Below are 21,817 nucleotides of genomic sequence, written 5' to 3'. Positions count from 1 at the left end.
ATGCGTGGTTTACAGCCCGCGCACCATCAGCACATCCAAGGTTCGTGGACCGTGGACGCCTTCAACGCGTTCCAGCTCGATATCGCTGGTGGCCGAGGGGCCGGAGATCCAGGTCAGCGGGCGAGTGATGGACAGGCGCGGCATGGCTTCGGGCAGCAGCTGCACGATTGTGGAGATCGGAACAATGCAGAGGTGGTGGTCCGGAACGAGCGAAATGGCGCGGCGTCCCTGGTCCGGCTGGCCATCGAGGATGATGGTTCCCGACTCGGCCACGGAGACCGCCGATGAGGTGACCACCGCACTGGTGGCATCCAATTCGGCCACGCTCAAGCGGGCGCCCGGTGCATCAACGCGCTGTTCCACGTTCTGGCCCAAGGCCGAAAGCCATGCGGTATCCAGGCCCTGCGGGTAGACGACGCTGGCAGCGTCCTTGAGCTTGGCGGCCACGAACTCGGGAATCTGCGCGGCCTCGATGACCTCGACCCCCGCCTTGTAGTCCACCAGGCGATCCACCAGCAGCTCGATCAGCTGTTCTTCGTTCATATCCGAGGTGGTGCGGTATTCGCGGGGAACCTCTTCGGTGGCCGGGGTGTCGGCCAGGGCCGAACGGATCCGCGAGAGGATTTCGTCTTTCGCGCTCACATGGACTCCTTTTCGTCGCTCCACCAGTCGCGGAAGGACTTGTTGGGCGGGGCTGGAATATCTCGGCTCTGGGTCCACCCGGCAGCGATGCCCGGCAGCTTCTTGATCTTCTTGTCCTTGCCTGCGGCGAGCCGGCCCAATGGCAGCGCCTTTTCGAGAAGGCCAATATTCTTGCCCTTGCCCAAGGCCCAGGACCCGCCCTTCATCAGCAGGTCCATCTGGGTCGGCAGCTTGTGCTTCTCGCGCTTGGCATCCACATCGTCGCCGCGCAGGTGCACCAGGATTTCCGGGATGTTGATCTTGACCGGGCAGGCTTCGTAGCAGGCGCCGCACAGTGACGATGCGTAGGGCAGGGAGCCGTTTTCCTCGACCTCGATGCCGGTCAGCAGCGGGGAGAGGATCGCGCCGATCGGGCCCGGGTAGGTCGAGCCGTAGGCGTGGCCGCCGGTGCGCTCGTAGACCGGGCACACGTTCATGCAGGCCGAGCAGCGGATGCAGTTCAGCGCGCTGCGGCCGAAGCGATCGGCCAGTGCGCGGGTGCGACCGTTATCCAGCAGCACGATGTGCACGTTCTGCGGTCCGTCGTCCTCGGTGACCCCGGTCCACAGCGAGGTGTACGGGTTCATGCGCTCGCCGGTGGAGGAGCGCGGCAGCAGCTGCATGAAGACCTCGACGTCCTCCCAATGCGGCAGGACCTTCTCGATGCCCATGACGGTGATCAGGGTTTCGGGCAGGGTCAGGCACATGCGGCCGTTGCCTTCGGATTCCACGACGCCCAGGGTGCCGGTATCGGCCAGCGCGAAGTTGGCTCCGGAGATCGCGACCTTGGCAGCGAGGAACTTCTTGCGCAGGTGGGCGCGGGCTGCCTCGGCCAGCTTGGCTGGCTCATCGGTCAGGTTCGGGTCGACCACCGGCATTTGGCTCAGGAAAATGTCGCGCACTTCGGTGCGGTTCTTGTGGATGGCCGGGACCAGGATGTGGCTTGGCTTATCGTGCCCGAGCTGGACGATCAGTTCGGCAAGGTCGGTTTCGAAGGCGTCGATGCCTTCGGCTTCCAAGTGCTCGTTGAGCCCGATTTCCTGGGTGGCCATGGACTTGACCTTGACCACTTCCTGGGAGCCGGTGGCCTTGACCAGTTCGGTGACGATCTTGTTCGCTTCATCGGCGTCGCGGGCCCAGTGGACCACGCCGCCACGCGCGGTGAAATTCTTTTCGAACTCGAGCAGGCGTTCTTCGAGGGTGGCCATGGAGTTGTTCTTGATGGTGCTGCCCGCATCGCGCAGGGCTTCCCAGTCGGGAAGCTCGCCCACGACCTTCAGCCGCTTGTCGCGGATGGTGTGGGTGGCATGGCGCAGGTTCTTGCGCATCTGGGTGTTGCCCAGTTCGCGGTGCGCCGCCTTGGGGAATGGCTCGGTTTCGAACAGGTTGCCCTGTCCGCCAGCGGGCATGCCGAGGAATACCTGGGTCACAGTGTCACCGTCTCTTCCATGGTGCTGGCCAGGATGTCGGCCAGGTGCAGGGTCTTGGGCTTGGCACCGGTGCGGGAGAGGCCGCCGCCGATGTGCATCAGGCAGGAGGCATCGCCGCCGGAGCAGGCCGAGGCACCGGTGGAGCAGATGTTCTTCACCTTGTCATCGAGCATGGCCGAGGAGACGTCCGCGTTCTTGATCGAGAAGGTTCCGCCGAAACCGCAGCACTGGTCTGCTTCGGGCAGCTCGTTGACGGTGATGCCGCCGACGGTCTTGAGCAGATCCAGCTGGCGGTCGCCGAGTCCCAAGGAGCGCATGCCATGGCAGGACGGGTGGTAGGTGATGGTTTCGGGGAAGTAGCTGCCCAGCTGCGCGGCAGCGTTGGTGATGCCCAGGACATCCACCAGCAGCTGGCTCAGCTCATAGGTGCGAGCGCCGACGGCTTTGGCGCGGTCCTTCAGCTCCGGCTTGCCCAGGCGCTGCGCCAGGTAGGGGTGCTGGTGCTTCACCGAGGCGACGCACGAGCCCGAGGGGGCGACGGCCACGTCGTACTCGTCGGTGTCGAAGGCCCTGACATGGTTTTCAACCACGGGCAGGGCTTCAGGCATGTAGCCCGAATTCATGTGCATTTGCCCACAGCAGGCTTGCGCCTTGGGGAAGATGACTTCGTGGCCCAGGCGTTCCAGGATTTTGACTGTCGACTTGGCCGTTTCCGGATACATGGCGTCCACTATGCACGTGGCAAAGAGAGCAATTCGCATAATATTAGGCACTTTCAGGTGTGGTCTGACCATACTATGCGAAAGATTTTGCAATAGTCAAGACTTGTTTGTGATGCCACTCACGCTGTACGGTATTGGTCGGACCACATATGGTCAGACCACCACTCGAGCAAAGGCGCCCACACCGTGTTTACTCCCTCCACAGAACCGATAGCAGGAAGTGTTGCGATCTCTGCGCTGATCGCACTGATTCCTCTCGTCACCTTTTTTGTACTGCTAGCCGTGATCAAGACCAAGGCCCACTGGGCCGGGCTGGGATCCTTGGCAGTGGCCATCATCGTCGCCATCCTCGGTTGGAAAATGCCGGTGGCCATGGCCCTGAACTCCGGGGTCATGGGCATGGTGTTCGGCGCGTTCCCGATCGTCTGGATCGTGGTCATGGCCATCTTCCTCTACCAGGTCACCGTCAAGTCCGGACGCTTCGAGGACCTGCGCCGCGTGTTCGACGTCATCGGCGGCGGAGATGTCCGCATCCAGGCAGTGCTGATCGCCTTCTGCTTCGGCGGACTGCTCGAGGCGCTGGCCGGGTTCGGCGCTCCGGTGGCCATTACCGCGACCATGCTGCTGGCCCTGGGCCTCTCGCCGCTGCGCGCAGCCTGCGCCGTGCTGATCGCCAATACCGCGCCGGTGGCCTTTGGCGCCGTGGCCATTCCGATCACCACCGCCGGCGCGCTGACCGGCATTCCGGCCAAGGAAATCGGGGCGGTCGTCGGCCACCAGTCGCCACTGCTGGCACTGTTCGTTCCCACCATCCTGGTCTTGATCCTCGATGGCTGGCGCGGTGTGCGCCAGGTGCTGCCCGCGACACTGACCATCGGCATCACCTTCGGCATCGCCCAGTGGCTGTGCTCCACCTACTTCTCCTACGAGCTGACCGACATCGTCGCATCGCTGGTCGGCCTGGCGGCCGCGGTGATCCTGCTGCGCTTCTGGACTCCGAAGGGTGCTGACGAGGCCCGCACCCGCGTGCTGACCCCCGAAGCCGCCGCACTGCCGGTGCAGAGCGGTACCAAGCTGGACAAGGCCAACACCTGGATGGCGCTGTTCCCGTACCTTTTGGTAATCGTGATCTTCGGCCTGGCCAAGCTCTGGAAGCTGGGCATCGACATCCCTGCCTGGCTGGCCAGCACCGATCTCAAGTTCGGCTGGCCGGGCCTGCACGGCAAGGTCGTCGACGCCCAGGGCGAGGCCGTCTCCTCGACCCTGTACACCTTCTCCTGGCTGTCCTCGCCGGGCACCCTGCTGCTGATCACCGGCGTGATCGTCGCCTTCGTCTACTCGCGCAACACCTCCGGCGGCAAGTACGCCATGACCTTCGGCGAGGGCCTGGGCGAGATCGGGAAGACCATCTACAACATGCGTTTCGCCGCCCTGACCATCCTCTCGGTCCTGGGACTGGCCTATGTGATGAACCTGTCCGGCCAGACCATCACCGTGGGCACCTGGCTGGCTGGCGCCGGCGGATTCTTCGCTTTCCTCTCGCCAATCCTGGGCTGGATCGGCACCGCGGTGACCGGTTCGGATACCTCGGCCAACGCGCTGTTCGCCAAGCTGCAGCAGACCGCCGGCGTGAATGCCGGAATCGACCCGCACCTGCTGGTGGCAGCCAATACCTCCGGTGGCGTGGTCGGCAAGCTGATTTCCCCGCAGAACCTGGCCATCGCCGCGACCAGCGTGAAGATGGAAGGCCAGGAATCGGTGATCCTGAAGAAGGTCGCCGGATGGTCGGTCGGCATGCTGCTGGTGCTGTGCTGCCTGGTCTACCTGCAGTCCACTCCGGTGCTGTCCTGGATGCTTCCGTAGTGCTCTGACCGGCTAAAATAAATCCGATGCCAATTAACCCAGCTCCGCGTGCGTACCAGATCGTGCTTCAGGCCATTGAGCAAGATCTGCGTATGGAGAAGTTGTCTGTGGGGGACCAGCTTCCCGGTGAACGTGCGCTCGCGGAGCAGCATGGGATCTCCCGCGCCTCGGTACGCGATGCCATCCGCATCCTTGACGTGATGGGCATTATCAAGACTTCCACGGGTTCCGGACCCAATTCCGGGGCGGTGATCATCTCCAACCCATCGGCCGGGATCTCCCAGGCCTTGCGCCTGCACCTGGCGGCCAAGGGCATCAATGTCCGAGAGATTGTCGAATCTCGCATCCTGCTGGAAACCTGGGCCGCGCAGATGAACCCCCGCGACCCGATCCACGCCCAGCAGGTCATCGACCGCACCGCGGTGCTGATCATGCGCATGGATGATGCGCAGCTTTCGCGCGAGGCCTTCCACCGGATCGATGCCGAATTCCATGTGCTGCTTGCGTCCATGGCCGGCAACTCTGTGGTCGAATCCATGATGGAATCCCTGCGCAACTCCATCAGCGATTACGTTGCCGCATCGATTCCGGATGACGAATCCTGGCAGCCGGTGGTCAAGGTGCTGCGCCGCCAGCACAAGGCCATCCACCATGCCTTCGCCACCGGGCAGCGCGAACGCGCAGCCCAGCTGCTCGAAGAGCACATCAACTGGTTCTACACTCAAACCCGGTCGATGTAGTTGAAAGCGTAACAACTAAATAAGTCGGACTTTATAGCACCATCGCTTCCTTATATCTGATATGTTTTGGGAGAGCGACGGGGCTGATTTTCGGATGCATCCACTGGTTTTTACCGGTGGTGAGTTCCCGTCGATGAACCATCGACACTTCCATGCGAGGGAATTCATGAGTCAACTCTTCGACCTATCCGGGCGATTGGCCCTAGTCACCGGGTCCTCCCGCGGCATCGGCCGCGAATTGGCCCGCGCCCTGGCTGACGCCGGAGCCACCATCATCCTGCACGGGCGAGATGAGCAGCGCCTGGCCGAAACCGCCGCGGACTTCGCCAACCGCTACGGGGCAGATCGCATCCACAGCGTCTGCTTCGACGTCACCGATGACGCCTCCGTACGCGAGAACATCGCGGCGATCGAAAAAAATATCGGTGCGATCCGCATCCTGGTGAACAACGCCGGCATCCAGCACCGCGTTCCCATGCTTGAACTGGACGTCGCCGACTGGCAGCGAGTCATCGAAACCAACCTGACCAGCGCCTTCCTGGTAGGGCGCGAAGTCGCCCGCGGCATGGTGCAACGCGGCGAAGGCAAGATTATCAACATCTGTTCGGTGCAAACCGACTTGGCTCGCCCCACCATCTCCGCCTACACCGCGGCCAAGGGCGGCCTGCGCAACCTCACCCGCGCCATGACCGCAGAATGGGCTGGCGCAGGACTGCAGATCAACGGCATCGCACCGGGTTACATCCACACCGAGATGACCCAGAACCTCGTGGACGACGAGAAATTCAACTCGTGGATCCTGGGCCGCACACCGGCCGCCCGCTGGGGTTCCGTTGAGGACCTGGCCGGCCCGGCGATCTGGCTGGCCTCGGATGGATCCAATTACGTCAACGGGCAAACCATTTTCATCGACGGAGGCATGAGCGTTGTCGTCTAGCACCCTTTCTTCCACGACCCTGGCCGTGGTCGCGCACGCCGCCGGCGACCTGCGCATCGAACAGATCGAGCTGCCAGCACCGAAGCCCGACCAGGCCCGCATCGCCATCGCCTACGGCGGCATCTGCGGGTCGGATCTGCACTACTGGAGCCACGGCGCCGCCGGGGAATCCATCCTCAAAGCCCCGATGATTCTCGGACACGAGATCGTGGGAACCGTCATCGAAGCCGCCGTCGATGGCAGCGGACCAGCAGCCGGAACCAAGATCGCGGTGCACCCGGCAACGCCCGGGGATACCGGCGAACCATATCCGGCCGATCGCCCGAACCTTTCTCCCGGTTGCACCTACCTTGGCTCAGCCGCCCGCTACCCGCATACCGAAGGCGCCTTCGCTCGTGAAGTGAACCTGCCAACGCGCATGCTGCGCGAACTGCCCGAGGGGCTCTCGCTGCGCGATGCCGCGCTGGCCGAACCCGCAGCGGTGGCGTGGCATGCGGTCTCGCGCGCGGGCGATGTCTCAGGCAAGAAGGCTCTGGTGATCGGCGCTGGCCCGATCGGCGCGCTTGCCGTGGCAGTACTCAAGCGTGGCGGTGCCAGCGAGATCATCGCGGTGGATATGCATGAGAAGCCATTGGCTATCGCCCGGGAACTGGGCGCCACCTCCACCTTGCGCGCCGATGACCAGGAAGCCATCGCCGAGGTCAACGCGGATGTGGTGATCGAGGCCAGTGGCAACTACCGCGGCTTGGCATCAGCGGTCAGAGGTGCGGTGCGCGGCGGCCGAGTCGTCATGGTTGGACTGCTGCCCACAGGCGAGCAGCCCGCGTTGATTTCCCTGGCCATCACCCGTGAGCTGGAACTCGTCGGCTCCTTCCGATTCAACGGCGAGATCGATCAGGTGCTCGAAGCTCTGGCCGATGGCTCCTTGCAAATTGGTGCGGCCGTCACCCACGAGTTCCCCGTGGCCGAAGGCCTTGTAGCCTTTGAAACAGCCAAGGATTCCTCGACTTCAGGCAAGGTACTGCTCAACTTCAGGGAACAGCAATAATCCTCAGCCGGACGATGAACTGTGGGGGCCACTGAAATCAGTGGCCCCCACAGTTCATCGCGCCTTCGGCTCGGGCTAGTTGCTTTGGACAACCTGCACCGAAGTGGTCACCGGCACCGGGTTGGCAAAGAGGTCCAAGACTGGGCAGTGGGCATCCACTGCCTGGCGTAGTTCCTCGTAGCGTTCGGTGGACTCGGGACCGGCAATCTGCACTTTCAGATCCACCGACGAGAAACCGGGGCGGATGGAGGCATCAATGCCGAAGAGCCCGCGGACGTCGAGCTGCCCATCTGCCGTGATTTGCACGTCATCAACTTGGATGCCCAGGTTCTCTGCGTAAAGTCGATAAACCACCACCTGGCAGGACACCAGTGCTGCCAAGGCGTATTCAACCGGACTGGCGGCGACATCATTGCCACCGAGAGCTGCCGGTTCATCCACGGTAAAGGTATGCTTGCCGGCACGGATATTGCTGGCAACGGAATCAAAGCCTTCGCCCTGAACGGTAAAGGTCAACGCGGCGCTGTGCGGTGCGGCGGAGATCCGTTCGCCCCAACCAGCACCTGCCTCTTGGAGCCGCTGTGATCGGTCTTCGGCCACTGAGGGTTTTGCTGTTGCGTGAGGCATGGGGAGTCATCCCCTTTCTGGCGCAGGGGGCGCCATCGTTTACGATCTTGGATTTCAAGATGCGTCGAATCTTCACCTGGGGCACCCCGCACAATGGCTCGAGGGTTGCCGTCCACTCAGCCAGGGCCTTGAGGAGTGGAACTCGTGATTCAGTAGTTCCTTTTTATCTGCCGGCAACGGGCTCGGTAAAGTATCCACTTAATGTTTCGTCATGACTGTCCTGTCCCGGAGCATCGATAGGATGGAGGGTAGCAATCCGCTCTAACGCACTACTTTTGGATGGCGATGATGGAATTCCAGCTGACTCTTTCCTCCTTGGACTCACTCGTCTCGGAGGAAGAATTTCGCATCGGGCAATTGTTCTATGAGACGGGCAAAGTCCAAGATGTTGAACGCTACGTCGAAGTCGGAAACGCCAGAGTTACCGCGGTAGTTCGAGGCAAACAAGTCATGGTGGGGTTTCGCATTGGAAACGATGGCGTTGAGTTCCATTGTTTTTGCACCGAGCATCCTTCAGAGTATTCCTGCCCGGAAGTCGCGGCATTGCTTTTGGAAATTGCCAGCGATTCAGAGGATCCGCTCCATGTTTCTGACCGTGTAGCTGACCCTTATGGATGGCAACGCAATGTGGTTCCGCAGTGGGAACGAAACCTCAACCGGCTGTTGCCCGTTGCCGACGAAGACCCAGAAATTGTTGAGGAGCCGCTGGGGTTGATTTTGAAAGTTGTCAGTGAACCCCGGTACGGCGGGGATGACGTGCTGTCTCTTCAAGCGAGGCCAGCGAAGCAGGGATCCAAGAGCCCTTGGGTGCAGACTGGTGTGAGCTGGAAAACGGTCGCTTTCGATGAGCGCTTTCCTCGCGCTCAACGCCGGGCCGTTGTCGAGCTGAACCGATTGCGCGAGCACGCCGAAAAGGTGAAGTACGGCCACTTTTGGGAAACCACCGACTGGATTTCCCTGATGGAACTGCCCGGAAAAGACCTTTTGGCCGCGCTCAAGGACCTCAAAGAGGCCGGCGTTGCCATTATTAATGGGGGAGTCGCGTCCAAGCCACCAGTGAATTTCAGCGACAAACTAGCCCACGCACACGTGGACTTACGACAGGGTGAACATGGCCTGACAGTCGAGGGGATGCTTCGCGGGCCCGAACCGGAGCACACGCATCTGTTGCCCATCGGAAATCCACCGACCCTTGTAGCATATTCTTCCCAGCCGCTGGCCGGGTCAAGAGACTTGGGCTTGGCCGAATTCGCTGACCCTGTTTCCGCCGAGCTCGGCGCATTCATCGCTTCTGGAGTCCAGTTCATACCTTCCTCGGACGTTGGCCGGTTTGAAGAAACGCATTTGGACAGAATCCGTCAGCTGGCGCCTTTGAAGAGTGCTGACGTGTCTTATGAAATTCCGGAGCCGCCTCGTCCCGTGCTGCGCCTGCGCATGTCCAGCACCACCGATGGGGTCGGCCTGCATTTTTCGTGGATGTACTCCGCCAAGGCACCACGACAGCGAAACGTCGAGAAAGAAATCATCGCCTCGATCAACGACAAATTGGGCGACGCCACTGTTCTGGGCCAACTGGAGGCACGCGGCACCTACGCTGACCGAGAGCTGACTATCGACGAGTCCATCGACTTCATGCTCTACATCTTGCCATTGCTGGAAGAACATCCAGACATGCTGATTGAAGCTCACAACCAGCTTCCTGAATATCGGATTCTCGACTCCCCAGCAACGGTTTCCATCGAAGCGGGGGAGAACACCGGCGACTGGTTCGATCTGACCGTCGAGGTCACTATTGATGACATCAAGGTGCCTTTCGCGCTGTTGCTCGCGGCGCTCACCTTGCACTTGGACTACCTGGTGCTTGAAGACATGACAGTAATTCCCATCAGTGGTGCGGACTTCGCCCAGCTGCGTACGTTGATTGATGAAGCCGGCGAATTGGGGAAGGTCGAAGGCAGCACTATTCGAGTCCACAAACTGAGCATCGATTGGTGGCAGGAGCTGCTGGATCTGGGCATTATCGAAGCTCAGCACAACCAGTGGCTGCAAAACATGAATGAGCTCACCCGCGGAGAAGAACTCCAGCAGGTGGAACTCCCCGAGACCTTCAAAGCGAATCTCCGACCGTATCAGGAACAGGGCCTCGCATGGCTGAACTTCCTGCGAACACACTCATTGGGCGGGGTCCTCGCTGATGACATGGGACTGGGTAAGACCGTTCAGTTGCTGGCTTGTCTCGAACAGGCTCGCCGTGAGAATCCAGATCAGAAGTTCCTTGTCCTGGCACCAACATCCGTGGTGGGCAACTGGATCAATGAAGCCCGTCGTTTCACCCCCAACCTCAAGACACGGGGCATTACTTCTACCACCAAGAAGGCCGGGCAAACTGTAGCCGACCAGCTGGGCGATGCCCAGCTGGTCGTAACCAGCTACACGATTTTCCGGCTGGCCTATGAAGAATTCGAAGCGGCCGGCTTCTCAGTCATGATCATGGATGAAGCGCAGCAGCTGAAGAATCACGTGTCCAAGGGGTACAAACAGGCCCGTCAGTTGCCGGTTCCATGCAAATTCGTGGTCACCGGGACTCCGATGGAAAACAACCTGATGGAACTGTGGGCTCTGGTCTCGCTGGCGGCACCAGGCTTGCTAGGCGGACAAAACGCGTTCAAGGATAATTACCAAAAGCTGATCTCTGAGGGAGACAAAGAACGGCTGGATCGGCTCAAAAGCCGTTTGCGCCCCTTCGTCCTTCGCCGTACCAAAGAGCAAGTCGTGCCAGAGCTTCCTGCCAAGACCGAACAGATCCTGGAAGTGGAGCTGGAGGCGAACCACCGCAAAGCCTACGACCGCCGTTTCCAGCGTGTGCGTCAGGAGGTCCTTGGCCTGGTGGATAACGTTGATTCGAACAGATTCAAGATCTTGCAGTCATTGACCTTGCTGCGCCAGTTGGCATTGGATCCGTCGCTGGTGGGCGAAGGGGACGGGGCTAGCGCCAAGCTGGAATTGCTGCGTGAGTTGATGGTCGATGCCGTGGCGGAGGGCCATAAGATTCTGGTCTTCAGCCAGTTCACCAGCTTCCTATCCAAGGCGAAAGATATCGCCGTAGAACTTGGGATAGCTCATGGCTACTTGGACGGCTCGACCAGTGGCGCCAAGCGCAAGGAATTAATCGAGGGATTCACCGATGGCGACTTCCCCGTCTTCTTCATTTCGCTGAAGTCTGGCGGGTTTGGTATCAATCTCACCGCAGCTGACTACTGCATCTTGTTGGATCCCTGGTGGAATCCGGCCGCTGAAGCCCAGGCCATTGACCGTGCACACCGCATTGGCCAAGAAAAGCCCGTCCACGTGTATCGCCTGGTTGCCAAGGACACCATTGAGTCCAAGGTGCTGGCGCTTCAAGCGAAGAAGACACAGCTGTTCAATGATGTCCTCGGGGACGAAGCCCAGGCGGGCCAATCCCCGGCGCTGAGTGCAGACGATTTCCTGGCCCTGATGGAATAGCCGGCAGCACTGCCTAGTGAAGCTCGTCGAAGCTGAGATTCAAACGGTGCAGCAAATTCCCGAAGTTCTGCAGTTCGTCAGCTTCCCATTCGGTCAGCTGACGGCGCAGTTCCTGGCGCAAAGTGTTGCCACTGGCACGCCACTTCTCCCTGGCCAGCGGCGTTGCCGAGACCAATTGCGCACGACCATCCGATGGGTCTTGGGTTCGGTTGACCAAGGCCAGGGACTCCAGATGCTGGACCAGGCGGGAAATCGTAGCCTTGTCCAAGCGAAGCTTTTCAGCCAAGACGCCCTGCTGCTGCGCATCGTCACGAATGACGATCGCAAGAAGCCGATATCCGGGGGCCTGCAGGTCAGGGTGGACAGCCTTGGCACGGCGGATAATCATCTCCCGCGCGTGCAATAGTATGGCCGTGAATTCGTCTTCTACTAATTGCAGCAGCTTCTCGTCTTGCATGGATACCATTCTACGGAGCATCAGCGCCGCGCACGCGCTTTGGCAGCCTCATTGTTAACCGCCAGCCTCCCCTTTGGCCTCAGAGCTGGTTGCTCGGAGTCCGGCCATCGGCAAAGGCAGTGATATTCTGAGCTATTTCGCGTGCCCTGGATCCGAAGGTGTCCAAGGTGTGCCCCGAGTTATGCGGAGTGGCGATGACGTTCGGCAGTTGGGCAAATCTGCGCACCGACTCCGGCGCGGTGGTGCCCGCCGGTGCGTCCCACCAGACATCCAGCGCGGCACCGCCGATGGAATTGCTGACCAGCGCCTCGAACAAGGCCTCCTCGTCGATGACCGCCCCGCGCGCCACATTGACCAGCAGCGCATTCGAGCGCATCTGGGCAAGCTGGCGTGCGCCGATCAGCCCCGTGGTCTGCGCAGTCAGTGGCACCCCGAGCACCACGACGTCGCTGATCGCCAAGAGCTCGGGCAAGGCATCCATGCCCTTGACCCAGTCCAGCCCGGCGGACAATTCCCCGTCAGGATTGCGGCGTACCGCGACGCTGCGAGCTCCCAGGGCCGTGCACAATGCCAGCGCCTGTTCGCCGATCCCGCCAAGGCCAACGAAGCCGAAGGTCAACCCCGAAAAAGTCGGGTTCATCGGGACATCCGGGGCCGTGGCGACGGTGCGCCATACCCCAGCCTGCAACTCGCGATTTGTTTCCAGCAAGCGGCGTTGGTGAATCATCGAGACCATCACGATGTGCTCTGCGATGGACCGTTCATGGTGGCCTGTTCGCGAAACGATCGTTCCAGCGGGCAGCTGGGCCACCGCAACGCGGTCTGCGCCGATTCCGGTAATGTGCACGTAGCGCGCGCTGCATCCCCGCGCTTGTTCAGCGGTGAGCCGTGCGCAGACGAGCACATCGCAGGAGGCAAGCAGGGCATCTTGCTGCTCTGGTGCGAGCGCCGCGGCGAAATGCCAGTCGTGCTGCCCTGCCTGAGCCAGGAATTCCTCGGAAAGGCGCTCCAGGATTGGATCGGTCACCACCACTTGCAGCCGGGCTACCACCGCGGTACCTGCAGCTCGTACTCTGGGTCGATTGATTGCATGTAGCTGGTGTCATCGCGCTTGGTCAGGCCCGCGTCCAGATACTGCTGGTGCATGCGCGCCAGTGCCGTTTCATCCAATTCCACGCCGAGCCCCGGGGCGGTAGGCACCTTGACACGCCCATCGGCGATGGACAGCACACCGGGGACGATCACGTCATCTTCCGCACGCTTCCATGGCCAGTGGGTGTCGCACGCGTAGTCGATATTCCTGGTGGCGCTCGCCAACTGGATCATCGCCGCGAAGCTGATGCCCAAATGCGAGTTCGAGTGCATGGACAGACGCAGATCGAACGTCTGGGCGATACCGGCCAGCAGACGCGAGCGGTTCAATCCGCCCCAGAAATGATGGTCGGAAAGCACCACATCCACCGCCTCGGCCTTGAGCGCTGGAGGCAGGTCGTTGAATGCGACGACGCACATGTTGGTCGCCAGTGGGAGATTGACCTGCTGTCGCACCCGGGCATTGTCTTCGATGGACAGGCAGGGATCTTCCAGGTATTCGAGGACCGGCTCGAGGCGCTTGCCGATGCGCACCGCAGTGTCGACGTTCCACACGCCATTGGGATCGATGCGCAGCAGGACATCAGGGAATGCTTCGCGCAAGGCTTCGATGGCGGCAGCTTCCTCATCCGGCGGGAAGACTCCGCCCTTGAGCTTCAGGGCTTTGAATCCATATTCGTTGACCATCTTGCGCGCCTGGGCCACGATGCCGCTCGGATCAAGTGCCGCGCCCCAGTCGTCTTCCACGTGGCCAGGGTGTCCTGCCCACTTGTAGAACAGGTACCCGCTGAACTCCACTTCATCGCGGATGGCCCCGCCCAGCAGCGTGCTGACCGGCACTCCCAGGACCTTGCCCTGGATGTCCAAGGCAGCAACGTCGAAGGCGGAGAGAACACGGTCTTCCAAGGAGGTTGTCGTCACCATGCCACCGGTGCCGTGTCCTCCCTGGCCGCTGTCCTCGGCCAGCGAATCTGCGACACGTGCGGCGATCTGGTTGGTGTTAAAGGCATCGGTGCCAATCAAGAACTCGCCGGCTCGTTTCAGTCGTGCCACATGCGCTTCGTCGCCGTAGGTTTCGCCCAAACCGTAGTGCCCGGCGTCCGTGCGCACCACTACAATGGCACGTAGCGCGTAGGGCTCATGCACGCCGACCGAATTGAGCAGCGGGGGATCGGCGAAGGCTACCGGGGTCACTTCGACCGAAGTGATGAGTGCACGGGGCGTCGACATGAATAAGCTCCAATTCTAGATTGCGTTCTGAATCACAGTATGATGATTTTTCGATACCTGTCCAAGCTAAAAAGTGCAAGATTCAATTCAAAAGGCGCATTGATGTTTTCTCTGGTGCAATTGGAATCCTTTATCGCGGTCGCTGAAGAGCTGCATTTCGGCGCGGCCGCGGAGCGGCTGAATATGACTCAACCGCCGTTGAGCCGACAGATCCAGTTGCTTGAGCGCGAATTGCAGGCCAAGCTGTTTACTCGCACCTCGCGCACGGTGCAGCTGACCACCGCGGGGAAGGTGCTGCTGCCCAATGCCCGGCGTATCGTGGACATGAGCCGAAAGACCAGCATGGAAGTGTCACGGGTGGCCACCGGCGATTTCGGAACCGTCGTGGTCGGCTACACGGCGGTTGCGGGCCAAGCCGTGTTGCCTGAATTCCTGGCTACCGCGGCCAGTGAGCTTCCAGGGGTCTCGCTGGTCCTTCGCGAAGCAGTTTCTGTAGAGCAACTGGACGGACTCAGCAAGGGCACTCTTGACTTGGGGCTGCTGAGGCCATTCACCAATCGTGCCGGGGTGGAAACGACTCTTGTGAAGAAGGATCGCCTGGTGGTAGCACTGCCCAGGGACCATTACCTCGTCACCGGCAAGGGGGTGTTGATCAAGGAATTGGTGGGCCTGCCGCTGATGATGTATTCGACTTCGGAGGGCCGCTATTTCCACGAGCTTGTGCTGCGGCTATTCGACTCGGTCGGCGCCAAGCCGACGATTACGCAGATCGCCAGCCAGATTCCTGCGCTCATTTCCCTCGTTGCCGTGGGGCTGGGAGTTTCACTGGTGCCTGCGGGTTCCATGGAATACTCGCCGGACTCCGTGGCATTCGAGGAATTGGTGGGCCCTTCGGGGCTTCAGGACATGAACCAGTCGGACATTGTCCTGGCCATGGAGGAGACCAATGCCAATCCGGCCGCTCGGCGTCTCAAAGAGATCTATCTGCAATCCATCCAGACGGTTGAAGGGCCGGCAATCAGAGACAAACGGGGCTAGAAACCGGACTACCGGTAGCAGCCAGTTCTCTGTGCCGTAGCAGTGCCAGACGCGGGCTAGGCAGCCAGATAGTGCGACGCTGCAGGCTTCGAAATCGCGGAGCCCCGAAGCCTTTCCGGTTGATCCGTGTCGGCAGACTCCGCTGAACCCATCATCGAATTCGATGAGCGTAGGCAGAAGACGCAACAGGTTGGCCAGGCGATTAGTCCGGCCGGAAATCCCGGCGGGCCATCGCCCTGGTGGCTATCCCACATGCAATAGCAGCGCAGCAAATCCGAGCATCGCCGGAATTCCCAGCACCGTGGTGAGCAGGACGGTGTCCTTGGCAATGGTGACACCCGACCCATATCGGTCAGCATTGACAAAGATATTCTGCGCCGTGGGCAGTGCGGCCATGATGACTGCGATGTATTGCCCGGTGGAATCCAGCCGGAATACCCAGGCAGCCAGTGCCCAGGCCAGCAGCGGATGCACAACCAATTTGCTGAAGGATGCGACCCATACCTCAGCACGCCGCCCGGAACTGCGCTGCAGCGGCCGGGACCCCACCAGGGATAGGCCGAATCCCAGAAGCATCGCCGGGATCGAGGCACCGGCCAAGAGCTCTATCGGGGTCATGATGATCTGTGGTGGACGCCATTGGTAGATCGAGCACAGCAGGCCCAGCACGGAAGCGATGATCATCGGATTGCTGATGGTGCGCCACAGGACACCAGCGAATTTGGTACCGCCCTTCGCGGTGGCCTTCTCCATGAGCGCCAGCGAAAGCGGGGTCATTACCGACATCTGGAATAGCGCAATCGGAGCGGCCAGGGATATGTCTCCCAGCGCATAGATGGCAATGGGAAGGCCCAGATTGCCGGCGTTCACTGTGGAGGCCGCCATGGAACCAATGGTTCGTTCCCCGGCGCTGCGCTTGAAAGCCAGTCGCGAAAAAACCCAGTAAGCCAGGAAAACGGCCATGGCTGCAATCCCGGCAATAAACAACTGGGGTCCGAGCGCTTCGTGTGGTTTCGCAGCGGAAATGGTGGTGAACAGCAGCGTGGGGGAGGCGATGAAAAAGGTGAGCCGATTCAGGATGTAACGCCCATTATCGCCGAAGAGATTCTTCTTCCCTGCCCAGTAGCCAACACCGATGATGACCCAGATGCCGAAGAATCCCTCGATGACGCCGTACATTATTCTCCCGTTGATTTCAGGTCGAGACTGCGGCCAGCAGGTGGGCACCGAGCCGATGAGAACTTGGATGCGGCGTGCCCGTCGGCTAAGTCAGCAAGAACGTGGCCAGCAAAACCACTGGCAGGGTAAGCAGGGTGCTGGTCAGGATTACTTCGCGTGGAACTACCGGGTTGAGCCGGAACTGCTGGGAAAAAAGCAGCACATTCTGCGCGGTGGGCAGCGCGGCCATGATCACTACACCCAGCAGGTCCGTGCCTTGCAATCCAAACACCACTCTAGCAAGCAGGTAGGCGGCCATTGGCATGAACACGACCTTGAGCCCGGCGCCCAGCAGCACTTCGCCACGCAGTGCCTTGTCTGCCAGGGGTTTCTGGCCGTACAGCGACATGCCGAAGGCCAGGAGCAACAGCGGAATCGACGAGTCGCCCAGCATTTGCACCGGGGAGTGCAAGACCTCGGGCAACCGGATCTGGAACCATGAGAACAAGGCGCCGATAAAGGTGGCGATGGTGACAGGGTTGGCGACCGATTTGAGGATGGTTCGACCCAGCGGTGCCGAACCCGAGGCGCCGTGGCGACGCGACACCAGAGCGAACAGGCACATGTACAGCGGCGCGATAATGAGCAGCTGGGCGACTAGCACGGACACCACCGGGGTGGTGCTGCCCACCGCATACAGGGCTAGCGGCACGCCGATATTGCCGGCATTGACGTAGCTGGTGGCCATGGCGCCGGCAGGAATGCGCTGCAACGGCGTCTTGCAGAAGACCGTGGCGAGCAGCGCGTACACGCCGCCGGTGAGCACCGCCGTGATCAAGGCGATCGGGGTGAACACTCCAACCACCGCGTGCAAATCGGTCCCTGCCAGCAGGATGAACATCAGCGCGGGATTGGTGATGTAGTAGATCAGCGGGGTCAGACCCTTGGCAATGGCTTCCCTGCGCTGCGGCATGAATCGCGCAGTGCAAAAACCGATGCCTATCAGGATGATTACCACCGCAAAGCCCTGTAAGACTCCCTGCATCAGGCCTCCAAGCCGAAAATGCCGCTCTCGGAGCTCCGCAACATGCCGCGGCACACCGAGGGGGACGGTGAATGCGAACTTTTCAGCTCAGGCATCCACCGCCCCCTGGGCAAGGTGTTTCTTGTAGTTGCTCGCTGGTGCTAGCGCACCAGCGCAGGGCTCTTGGAATCGAAGGTCCACCCCGGGATCAGGTACTGCATGGAGACCGCGTCATCACGCGAACCCAAACCGTGCTCCTTGTACAACTCATGGGCTTCGTTCACGCGATCCATATTCAGGGTGACACCGAGTCCGGCAGCTTCTGGAACCTTGACTTCGCCGTCGACGATCTTCGGCGCCTTCTCGGTCAGGTCCTGGCCATCCTGCCAGATCCAGTGCGTGTCCAGTGCGGTGATCTCTCCCGGTGCGGCGGCCCCCACCTGGGTGAACATGGCCAGCGAAATATCGAAGTGGTTGTTCGAATGCGAACCCCAGGTCAGGCCGAACTCGTTGCACAACTGCGCCACGCGTACAGAGCCGGACATGGTCCAGAAGTGCGGGTCGGCCAGCGGGATATCGACGGCATTGGTGCGTACCGCATGGGCCATTTCGCGCCAGTCGGTGGCGATCATGTTGGTTGCGGTCTGCAGGCCGGTAGCCCTGCGGAATTCGCTCATGACCTCGCGGCCGGAGAAACGGCCTTCGGGGCCGCACGGATCCTCGGCGTAGGCGACGATTCCCTGCATGCGCTTGCCCAAGCGGATTGCGTCTTCCAGCAGCCAGCCGCCATTGGGGTCAAGGGTAATGCGGGCTTCGGGGAAGCGCTGCTTCAACGCGGTGACGGCATCAACTTCCAGGTCGCCTTCTTGCACGCCGCCCTTGAGCTTGAAGTCCTTGAAGCCGTAGCGGGCCTGCGCGGCCTCGGCCAGGCGGACCACGCCTTCAGGGGTCATGGCCTCTTCGCGGCGTACTTTCTCCCAGTCATCTGCGCCCTGTGGTTCGCGCAGGTATGGCAGGTCGGTGATGTCCGGGTTGCCTACGTAGAAGAGGTAGCCAAGCATGGGCACCGCCTCGCGCTGCTGGCCATCGCCCAGCAGTTCGGCCACCGGCACGCCCAGGAATTGTCCGTGCAGGTCTAGGAGCGCGGATTCCAGGGCGGTGACGGCGTGCACTGTGGTGCGCAGATCGAAGGTCTGCGCGCCTCGACCGCCCGCATCGCGATCAGCGAAGAGGGAGGACACCTTGCGCAGCAGCGAGCGGTAGGTTGCTACCGGAGCGCCGGCAATCAGCGCCCCTGCTTCTTCGATGGTGGAGCGAATCGCTTCGCCACCGGGTACTTCGCCCAGGCCGGTGCGGCCGTCGGAGTCGGTGACGATGGCGATATTGCGGGTGAAGAATGGCCCATGGGCTCCCGATAGGTTCAGGAGCATGGAGTCGTGGCCGGCCACCGGGATGACCTGGACCGAAACAATGGTTGGGTTAGTCATGCGCTTACTCTCCTGCGACGGTCAGGGTGCCGTCGACCAGACGGTTCAGGTTCCACTCGTTGGCCTGCGCGATTGGCTTAGGCAGCAGAGCTTCGGGGAAATTCTGGTAGGCAACCGGGCGCAGGAAACGCTCGATGGCCAGCGAGCCGACCGAGGTGGTCTGCGGTGCGGAAGTGGCCGGGAAGGGACCGCCGTGGACCATGGCGTGGCCCACCTCGACACCGGTTGGCCAGCCGTTGAGCAGGATGCGCCCCACCTTGAGTTCAAGGGTGGGGATGATGCCCGCGGCCTGTGCGTAATCGGCTTCGGCCAACTGCAGGGTTGCGGTCAGCTGGCCTTCGAGCTTGGACAGTGCCGAGTCCAGCTCTTCAACGGACTCGTAGCGGATGACCAGTGAAGCGGCGCCGAAGATTTCGTCCTGCAGGACAGGGTTTTCATTCAGCTGCTTGACCCCGGAAGCGAAGACGCGCGGAGCCGGGGCGTTTTCGGTGGAACCCTCGCTGCCCTGGCCCACAAGTTCAACGCCCTCCTGGGCGCCGAGTGCCTCAACACCGGCGACCCACGAGGTGTAGATGCCGGAGGTCAGCATGGTCTGCCCGGAGTGGGATGGCGAATGCGCGGAGATGGCAGCCACAAATGCGTCGCCGGCCGCACCAGCGGGAACGAATACCAGTCCCGGCGCGGTGCACAGCTGGCCGGAGGAACCGGTCAGCGAGCCCAGGTAGGCCTTGGCCTGCGCCTCGGGGTCGGCCAGAGCGCCCTCGAAGAAGATTACCGGGTTGATCGAAGACATCTCAGCATAGACCGGGATAGGCTCTGGACGCTTGGCGGCGGTTTCCATCAGTGCCACTCCGCCGGAGCGCGAACCGGTGAAACCGACAGCCTTGATGGCCGGGTCCGAGACCAAGGCCTGGCCGATCGAAGCACCTGGTCCATAGACCAGCGAGAACACGCCCGGGTGCAGGTCGAATTTCTCGATGGCCTTGGTGATGGCGGTGCCTACAATTTCACTGGTGCCCGGGTGGGCGTTGTGCGCCTTGAACACGACCGGGCAACCGGCAGCCAGTGCCGATGCCGTATCGCCACCAGCGGTGGAGAAGGCCAGCGGGAAGTTGGATGCGCCGAAGACTGCAACCGGGCCCATCGGCACCTTGCGCTGGCGGATGTCGACGCGTGGCAGCGGGGTGCGTTCTGGCAGGGCTGGATCAATGCGGGCGCCGTGGAAATCACCGGTGCGCACGACGTTGGCGAACAGGCGCAGCTGGCCTGCGGTGCGGGCCGTCTCGCCGTTCAGGCGGGCTTCGGGAAGGCCGGTTTCGGCCATGGCGCGGGCCACGAGTTCGTCGCGGACAGCTTCGATGTTCGCGGCGATGGCGTCGAGGAAGTCAGCGTGCTTGGCCGGTTCCAAGGCTCGGAACGAGGCGAAGGCCTCGGCGGCGGCCGTGGTTGCGGTCTTCAGCTGCGCTTCGTCGATCAGGCTGTAGGCAGGTTCCAGCGGCTGGTTGGTTGCCGGGTTGTAGCCGTGTACTTCGCGTCCATTGCCGGCGGTGCGAACGCCTGCGAGGATGGACTGGCCGGTCAGGTTCTGGGTGATGCTAGTCAAAGTTGCTCCCTGGTCAGCGGTTGAAAAGATCTTGTCGTGGAACGTGGTGCTAGAGGCTGGCGCCGGCTGGCACGATGCCTGCGGTCTTGATGAGGGTGGTCAGATCCGCCAAATCCTGCTCGGACATGTCCTGCAGCGGGGTGCGTACCGAACCGCAATCGCGGCCAATCGCCTTCATGCCGCCCTTGACGATCGATACCCCGTAGCCCTTGACCCTATCGCGGATGTCCAGGTAGGGGAGTACGAAGCGGTTCAGCTTTTCATTGACGGCAGCGCGATCGAGGTTGCGCACGTCCTTGTAGAAGTCCAGCGCGAACTCCGGAACGAAGTTGAACATGGCCGACGAGTAGGTGCTCATGCCCAGCTGCAGCAGTGGCAGCGCAAAGGTTTCCGCGGTTGGCAGGCCACCGAGGTAGAACAGCCGGTCGCCGTTCTTCGCGTACATCTTGGTGTTGTGCTCGATGTCGCCGATGGCGTCCTTGAACCCGATGAAGTTCTCGTGGTTCTCGGCCAGGCGCGCCACGGTGTCAGGGGAGTAGATGGCATTCGCGCGGTTGTAGACGATGATGCCGACCTTGGTGGACTTGGCGATGGCCGAGACGTGCTGGTACAGGCCCTCCTGGTCGTTCTCGGTGAGGTATGGCGGAAGCAGCAAGAGGCCTTCGGCGCCGACTTCTTCAGCATTCTTCGCCTGCTCGATGGCCTGGAGCGTGGATCCGCCCGCGGAAGCCAGAACGGGGACGCGGTCCCCGGCTTCTTCCACGGCCATGCGCACGACCTGCTTGGATTCCTCGGTGCTCAGGGAGAATCCTTCGCCGGTACCGCCGGCGGCAAACAGGCCCGCCACGTCGTAGCTGGACTGCCAGTCCAAGTGCTTGCGGTAGGTTGCTTCGTCGACTTTCAAGTCTGCATCGAACGCGGTGACCGGGAACGATAGCAGGCCGTCCTTGAGCTGTGCGGCGAGTTCAGCAGGGGTGTACTTGGTCATGAGAAATCCTTTGATCGACCCGCCGACCGGCTAGGCCGGGAATGCGGAGTTTACGGAGGAGAGCTGTGGATATGACTCAAGGTTAGGACCAATCAGCTATGCCTGTCTAAGCCCTAAGTTGTATTGATTGATACCCTCAGAGCATTGAAGAGCGTTGCGGTGATCCAAGTGATTGGCAGTGCCGTGGA

18 protein-coding genes and 1 riboswitch are annotated in these 21,817 nt (G+C 61.4%); of the genes, 6 read left to right on the top strand and 12 right to left on the bottom strand.

Annotation, left to right across the window (positions count from 1 at the left end; translation table 11 throughout):
* Positions 1 to 9: 9 nt before the first annotated feature.
* Genes OF385_RS13460 through OF385_RS13450 form a run of 3 tightly spaced genes read right to left on the bottom strand, consistent with a single transcriptional unit; the run spans position 10 to position 2,872 of the window.
* The gene (locus tag OF385_RS13460; RefSeq protein WP_264275816.1) at positions 10 to 642 is read right to left on the bottom strand and encodes a LutC/YkgG family protein; all 633 of its coding nucleotides are present in this window, start codon (positions 640 to 642) and stop codon (positions 10 to 12) included.
* A complete protein-coding gene (locus OF385_RS13455; RefSeq protein ID WP_413468160.1) occupies positions 639 to 2,090 on the bottom strand; it encodes a LutB/LldF family L-lactate oxidation iron-sulfur protein in 1,452 nt (483 codons plus the stop codon). The genes OF385_RS13460 and OF385_RS13455 overlap by 4 nt, the downstream gene beginning before the upstream one ends.
* Positions 2,091 to 2,107: 17 nt before the next feature.
* Positions 2,108 to 2,872, bottom strand: a complete 765-nt coding sequence (locus OF385_RS13450) for a (Fe-S)-binding protein (protein WP_264275814.1) — start codon at positions 2,870 to 2,872, stop codon at positions 2,108 to 2,110.
* A gap of 147 nt (positions 2,873 to 3,019) precedes the next feature.
* Between OF385_RS13450 and OF385_RS13445 the strand changes: the two genes are divergently transcribed.
* The 4 genes from OF385_RS13445 (at position 3,020) to OF385_RS13430 (ending at position 7,421) form a co-directional block, all read left to right on the top strand.
* Positions 3,020 to 4,696: an L-lactate permease gene (locus OF385_RS13445; protein WP_264275813.1), complete on the top strand. Its 1,677-nt coding sequence runs from the start codon at positions 3,020 to 3,022 to the stop codon at positions 4,694 to 4,696.
* 26 nt (positions 4,697 to 4,722) lie between these two features.
* Positions 4,723 to 5,436 carry a FadR/GntR family transcriptional regulator gene (locus tag OF385_RS13440; protein WP_264275812.1) on the top strand — a complete coding sequence of 238 codons (714 nt, stop codon included), beginning with the start codon at positions 4,723 to 4,725 and terminating at the stop codon, positions 5,434 to 5,436.
* A 166-nt stretch (positions 5,437 to 5,602) separates the two neighbouring features.
* On the top strand, positions 5,603 to 6,373 hold the full coding sequence (locus tag OF385_RS13435) for an SDR family oxidoreductase (RefSeq protein WP_264275811.1): 771 nt from the start codon (positions 5,603 to 5,605) through the stop codon (positions 6,371 to 6,373).
* A complete protein-coding gene (locus tag OF385_RS13430) occupies positions 6,363 to 7,421 on the top strand; it encodes an L-idonate 5-dehydrogenase (protein WP_264275810.1) in 1,059 nt (352 codons plus the stop codon). Before OF385_RS13435 ends, OF385_RS13430 begins: the two co-directional genes overlap by 11 nt.
* Before the next feature lie 75 nt (positions 7,422 to 7,496).
* Here OF385_RS13430 and OF385_RS13425 read toward each other — a convergent pair whose 3' ends face one another.
* A complete protein-coding gene (locus OF385_RS13425) occupies positions 7,497 to 8,048 on the bottom strand; it encodes an OsmC family protein (RefSeq protein ID WP_264275809.1) in 552 nt (183 codons plus the stop codon).
* A gap of 30 nt (positions 8,049 to 8,078) precedes the next feature.
* Positions 8,079 to 8,198, bottom strand: a riboswitch (SAM riboswitch).
* 135 nt (positions 8,199 to 8,333) lie between these two features.
* Between OF385_RS13425 and OF385_RS13420 the strand changes: the two genes are divergently transcribed.
* Positions 8,334 to 11,552, top strand: a complete 3,219-nt coding sequence (locus OF385_RS13420) for a DEAD/DEAH box helicase (protein WP_264275808.1) — start codon at positions 8,334 to 8,336, stop codon at positions 11,550 to 11,552.
* 13 nt (positions 11,553 to 11,565) lie between these two features.
* Here the strand turns inward: OF385_RS13420 and OF385_RS13415 are convergent, their stop codons facing one another.
* From OF385_RS13415 to OF385_RS13405, 3 genes are all read right to left on the bottom strand, one after another.
* The gene (locus tag OF385_RS13415; protein ID WP_264275807.1) at positions 11,566 to 12,009 is read right to left on the bottom strand and encodes a MarR family winged helix-turn-helix transcriptional regulator; all 444 of its coding nucleotides are present in this window, start codon (positions 12,007 to 12,009) and stop codon (positions 11,566 to 11,568) included.
* Between the two features lie 79 nt (positions 12,010 to 12,088).
* Complete coding sequence (locus OF385_RS13410) at positions 12,089 to 13,036, bottom strand: 2-hydroxyacid dehydrogenase (protein ID WP_264275806.1); 948 nt, start codon at positions 13,034 to 13,036, stop codon at positions 12,089 to 12,091.
* A 17-nt stretch (positions 13,037 to 13,053) separates the two neighbouring features.
* On the bottom strand, positions 13,054 to 14,331 hold the full coding sequence (locus OF385_RS13405; RefSeq protein ID WP_264275805.1) for an enolase C-terminal domain-like protein: 1,278 nt from the start codon (positions 14,329 to 14,331) through the stop codon (positions 13,054 to 13,056).
* A 102-nt stretch (positions 14,332 to 14,433) separates the two neighbouring features.
* On the opposite strand from OF385_RS13405, the gene OF385_RS13400 reads away from it, so the two are divergent.
* The gene (locus OF385_RS13400; RefSeq protein ID WP_264275804.1) at positions 14,434 to 15,369 is read left to right on the top strand and encodes a LysR family transcriptional regulator; all 936 of its coding nucleotides are present in this window, start codon (positions 14,434 to 14,436) and stop codon (positions 15,367 to 15,369) included.
* Between the two features lie 243 nt (positions 15,370 to 15,612).
* Here OF385_RS13400 and OF385_RS13395 read toward each other — a convergent pair whose 3' ends face one another.
* The 5 genes from OF385_RS13395 to kdgD all read right to left on the bottom strand — a co-directional run bounded on the left by OF385_RS13395 (position 15,613) and on the right by kdgD (position 21,629).
* On the bottom strand, positions 15,613 to 16,548 hold the full coding sequence (locus OF385_RS13395; RefSeq protein WP_264275803.1) for an AEC family transporter: 936 nt from the start codon (positions 16,546 to 16,548) through the stop codon (positions 15,613 to 15,615).
* Between the two features lie 85 nt (positions 16,549 to 16,633).
* Positions 16,634 to 17,572 carry an AEC family transporter gene (locus OF385_RS13390; protein WP_264275802.1) on the bottom strand — a complete coding sequence of 313 codons (939 nt, stop codon included), beginning with the start codon at positions 17,570 to 17,572 and terminating at the stop codon, positions 16,634 to 16,636.
* A 140-nt stretch (positions 17,573 to 17,712) separates the two neighbouring features.
* Positions 17,713 to 19,038: an enolase C-terminal domain-like protein gene (locus tag OF385_RS13385; protein WP_264275801.1), complete on the bottom strand. Its 1,326-nt coding sequence runs from the start codon at positions 19,036 to 19,038 to the stop codon at positions 17,713 to 17,715.
* A gap of 4 nt (positions 19,039 to 19,042) precedes the next feature.
* The gene (locus OF385_RS13380) at positions 19,043 to 20,641 is read right to left on the bottom strand and encodes an aldehyde dehydrogenase (NADP(+)) (RefSeq protein WP_413468018.1); all 1,599 of its coding nucleotides are present in this window, start codon (positions 20,639 to 20,641) and stop codon (positions 19,043 to 19,045) included.
* 49 nt (positions 20,642 to 20,690) lie between these two features.
* Positions 20,691 to 21,629, bottom strand: a complete 939-nt coding sequence (gene kdgD, locus OF385_RS13375) for a 5-dehydro-4-deoxyglucarate dehydratase (RefSeq protein ID WP_264275800.1) — start codon at positions 21,627 to 21,629, stop codon at positions 20,691 to 20,693.
* Positions 21,630 to 21,817: the final 188 nt, after the last annotated feature.

Origin of the sequence: Glutamicibacter sp. JL.03c, from assembly GCF_025854375.1 — a bacterium.
GTDB lineage: Bacteria > Actinomycetota > Actinomycetes > Actinomycetales > Micrococcaceae > Glutamicibacter.
This window is presented reverse-complemented; position numbering and strand designations above follow the sequence as displayed.

Bases quoted from the DNA above. Each gene is read 5' to 3' on its own strand.
- OF385_RS13455 (WP_413468160.1), bottom strand. From the start codon at position 2,090: ATGCCCGCTGGCGGACAGGGCAACCTGTTCGAAACCGAGCCATTCCCC.
- OF385_RS13450 (WP_264275814.1), bottom strand. From the start codon at position 2,872: ATGCGAATTGCTCTCTTTGCCACGTGCATAGTGGACGCCATGTATCCG.
- OF385_RS13440 (WP_264275812.1), top strand. From the start codon at position 4,723: ATGCCAATTAACCCAGCTCCGCGTGCGTACCAGATCGTGCTTCAGGCC.
- OF385_RS13435 (WP_264275811.1), top strand. From the start codon at position 5,603: ATGAGTCAACTCTTCGACCTATCCGGGCGATTGGCCCTAGTCACCGGG.
- OF385_RS13425 (WP_264275809.1), bottom strand. From the start codon at position 8,048: ATGCCTCACGCAACAGCAAAACCCTCAGTGGCCGAAGACCGATCACAG.
- OF385_RS13420 (WP_264275808.1), top strand. From the start codon at position 8,334: ATGATGGAATTCCAGCTGACTCTTTCCTCCTTGGACTCACTCGTCTCG.
- OF385_RS13415 (WP_264275807.1), bottom strand. From the start codon at position 12,009: ATGCAAGACGAGAAGCTGCTGCAATTAGTAGAAGACGAATTCACGGCC.
- OF385_RS13405 (WP_264275805.1), bottom strand. From the start codon at position 14,331: ATGTCGACGCCCCGTGCACTCATCACTTCGGTCGAAGTGACCCCGGTA.
- OF385_RS13400 (WP_264275804.1), top strand. From the start codon at position 14,434: ATGTTTTCTCTGGTGCAATTGGAATCCTTTATCGCGGTCGCTGAAGAG.
- OF385_RS13395 (WP_264275803.1), bottom strand. From the start codon at position 16,548: ATGTACGGCGTCATCGAGGGATTCTTCGGCATCTGGGTCATCATCGGT.
- OF385_RS13390 (WP_264275802.1), bottom strand. From the start codon at position 17,572: ATGCAGGGAGTCTTACAGGGCTTTGCGGTGGTAATCATCCTGATAGGC.
- OF385_RS13385 (WP_264275801.1), bottom strand. From the start codon at position 19,038: ATGACTAACCCAACCATTGTTTCGGTCCAGGTCATCCCGGTGGCCGGC.
- kdgD (WP_264275800.1), bottom strand. From the start codon at position 21,629: ATGACCAAGTACACCCCTGCTGAACTCGCCGCACAGCTCAAGGACGGC.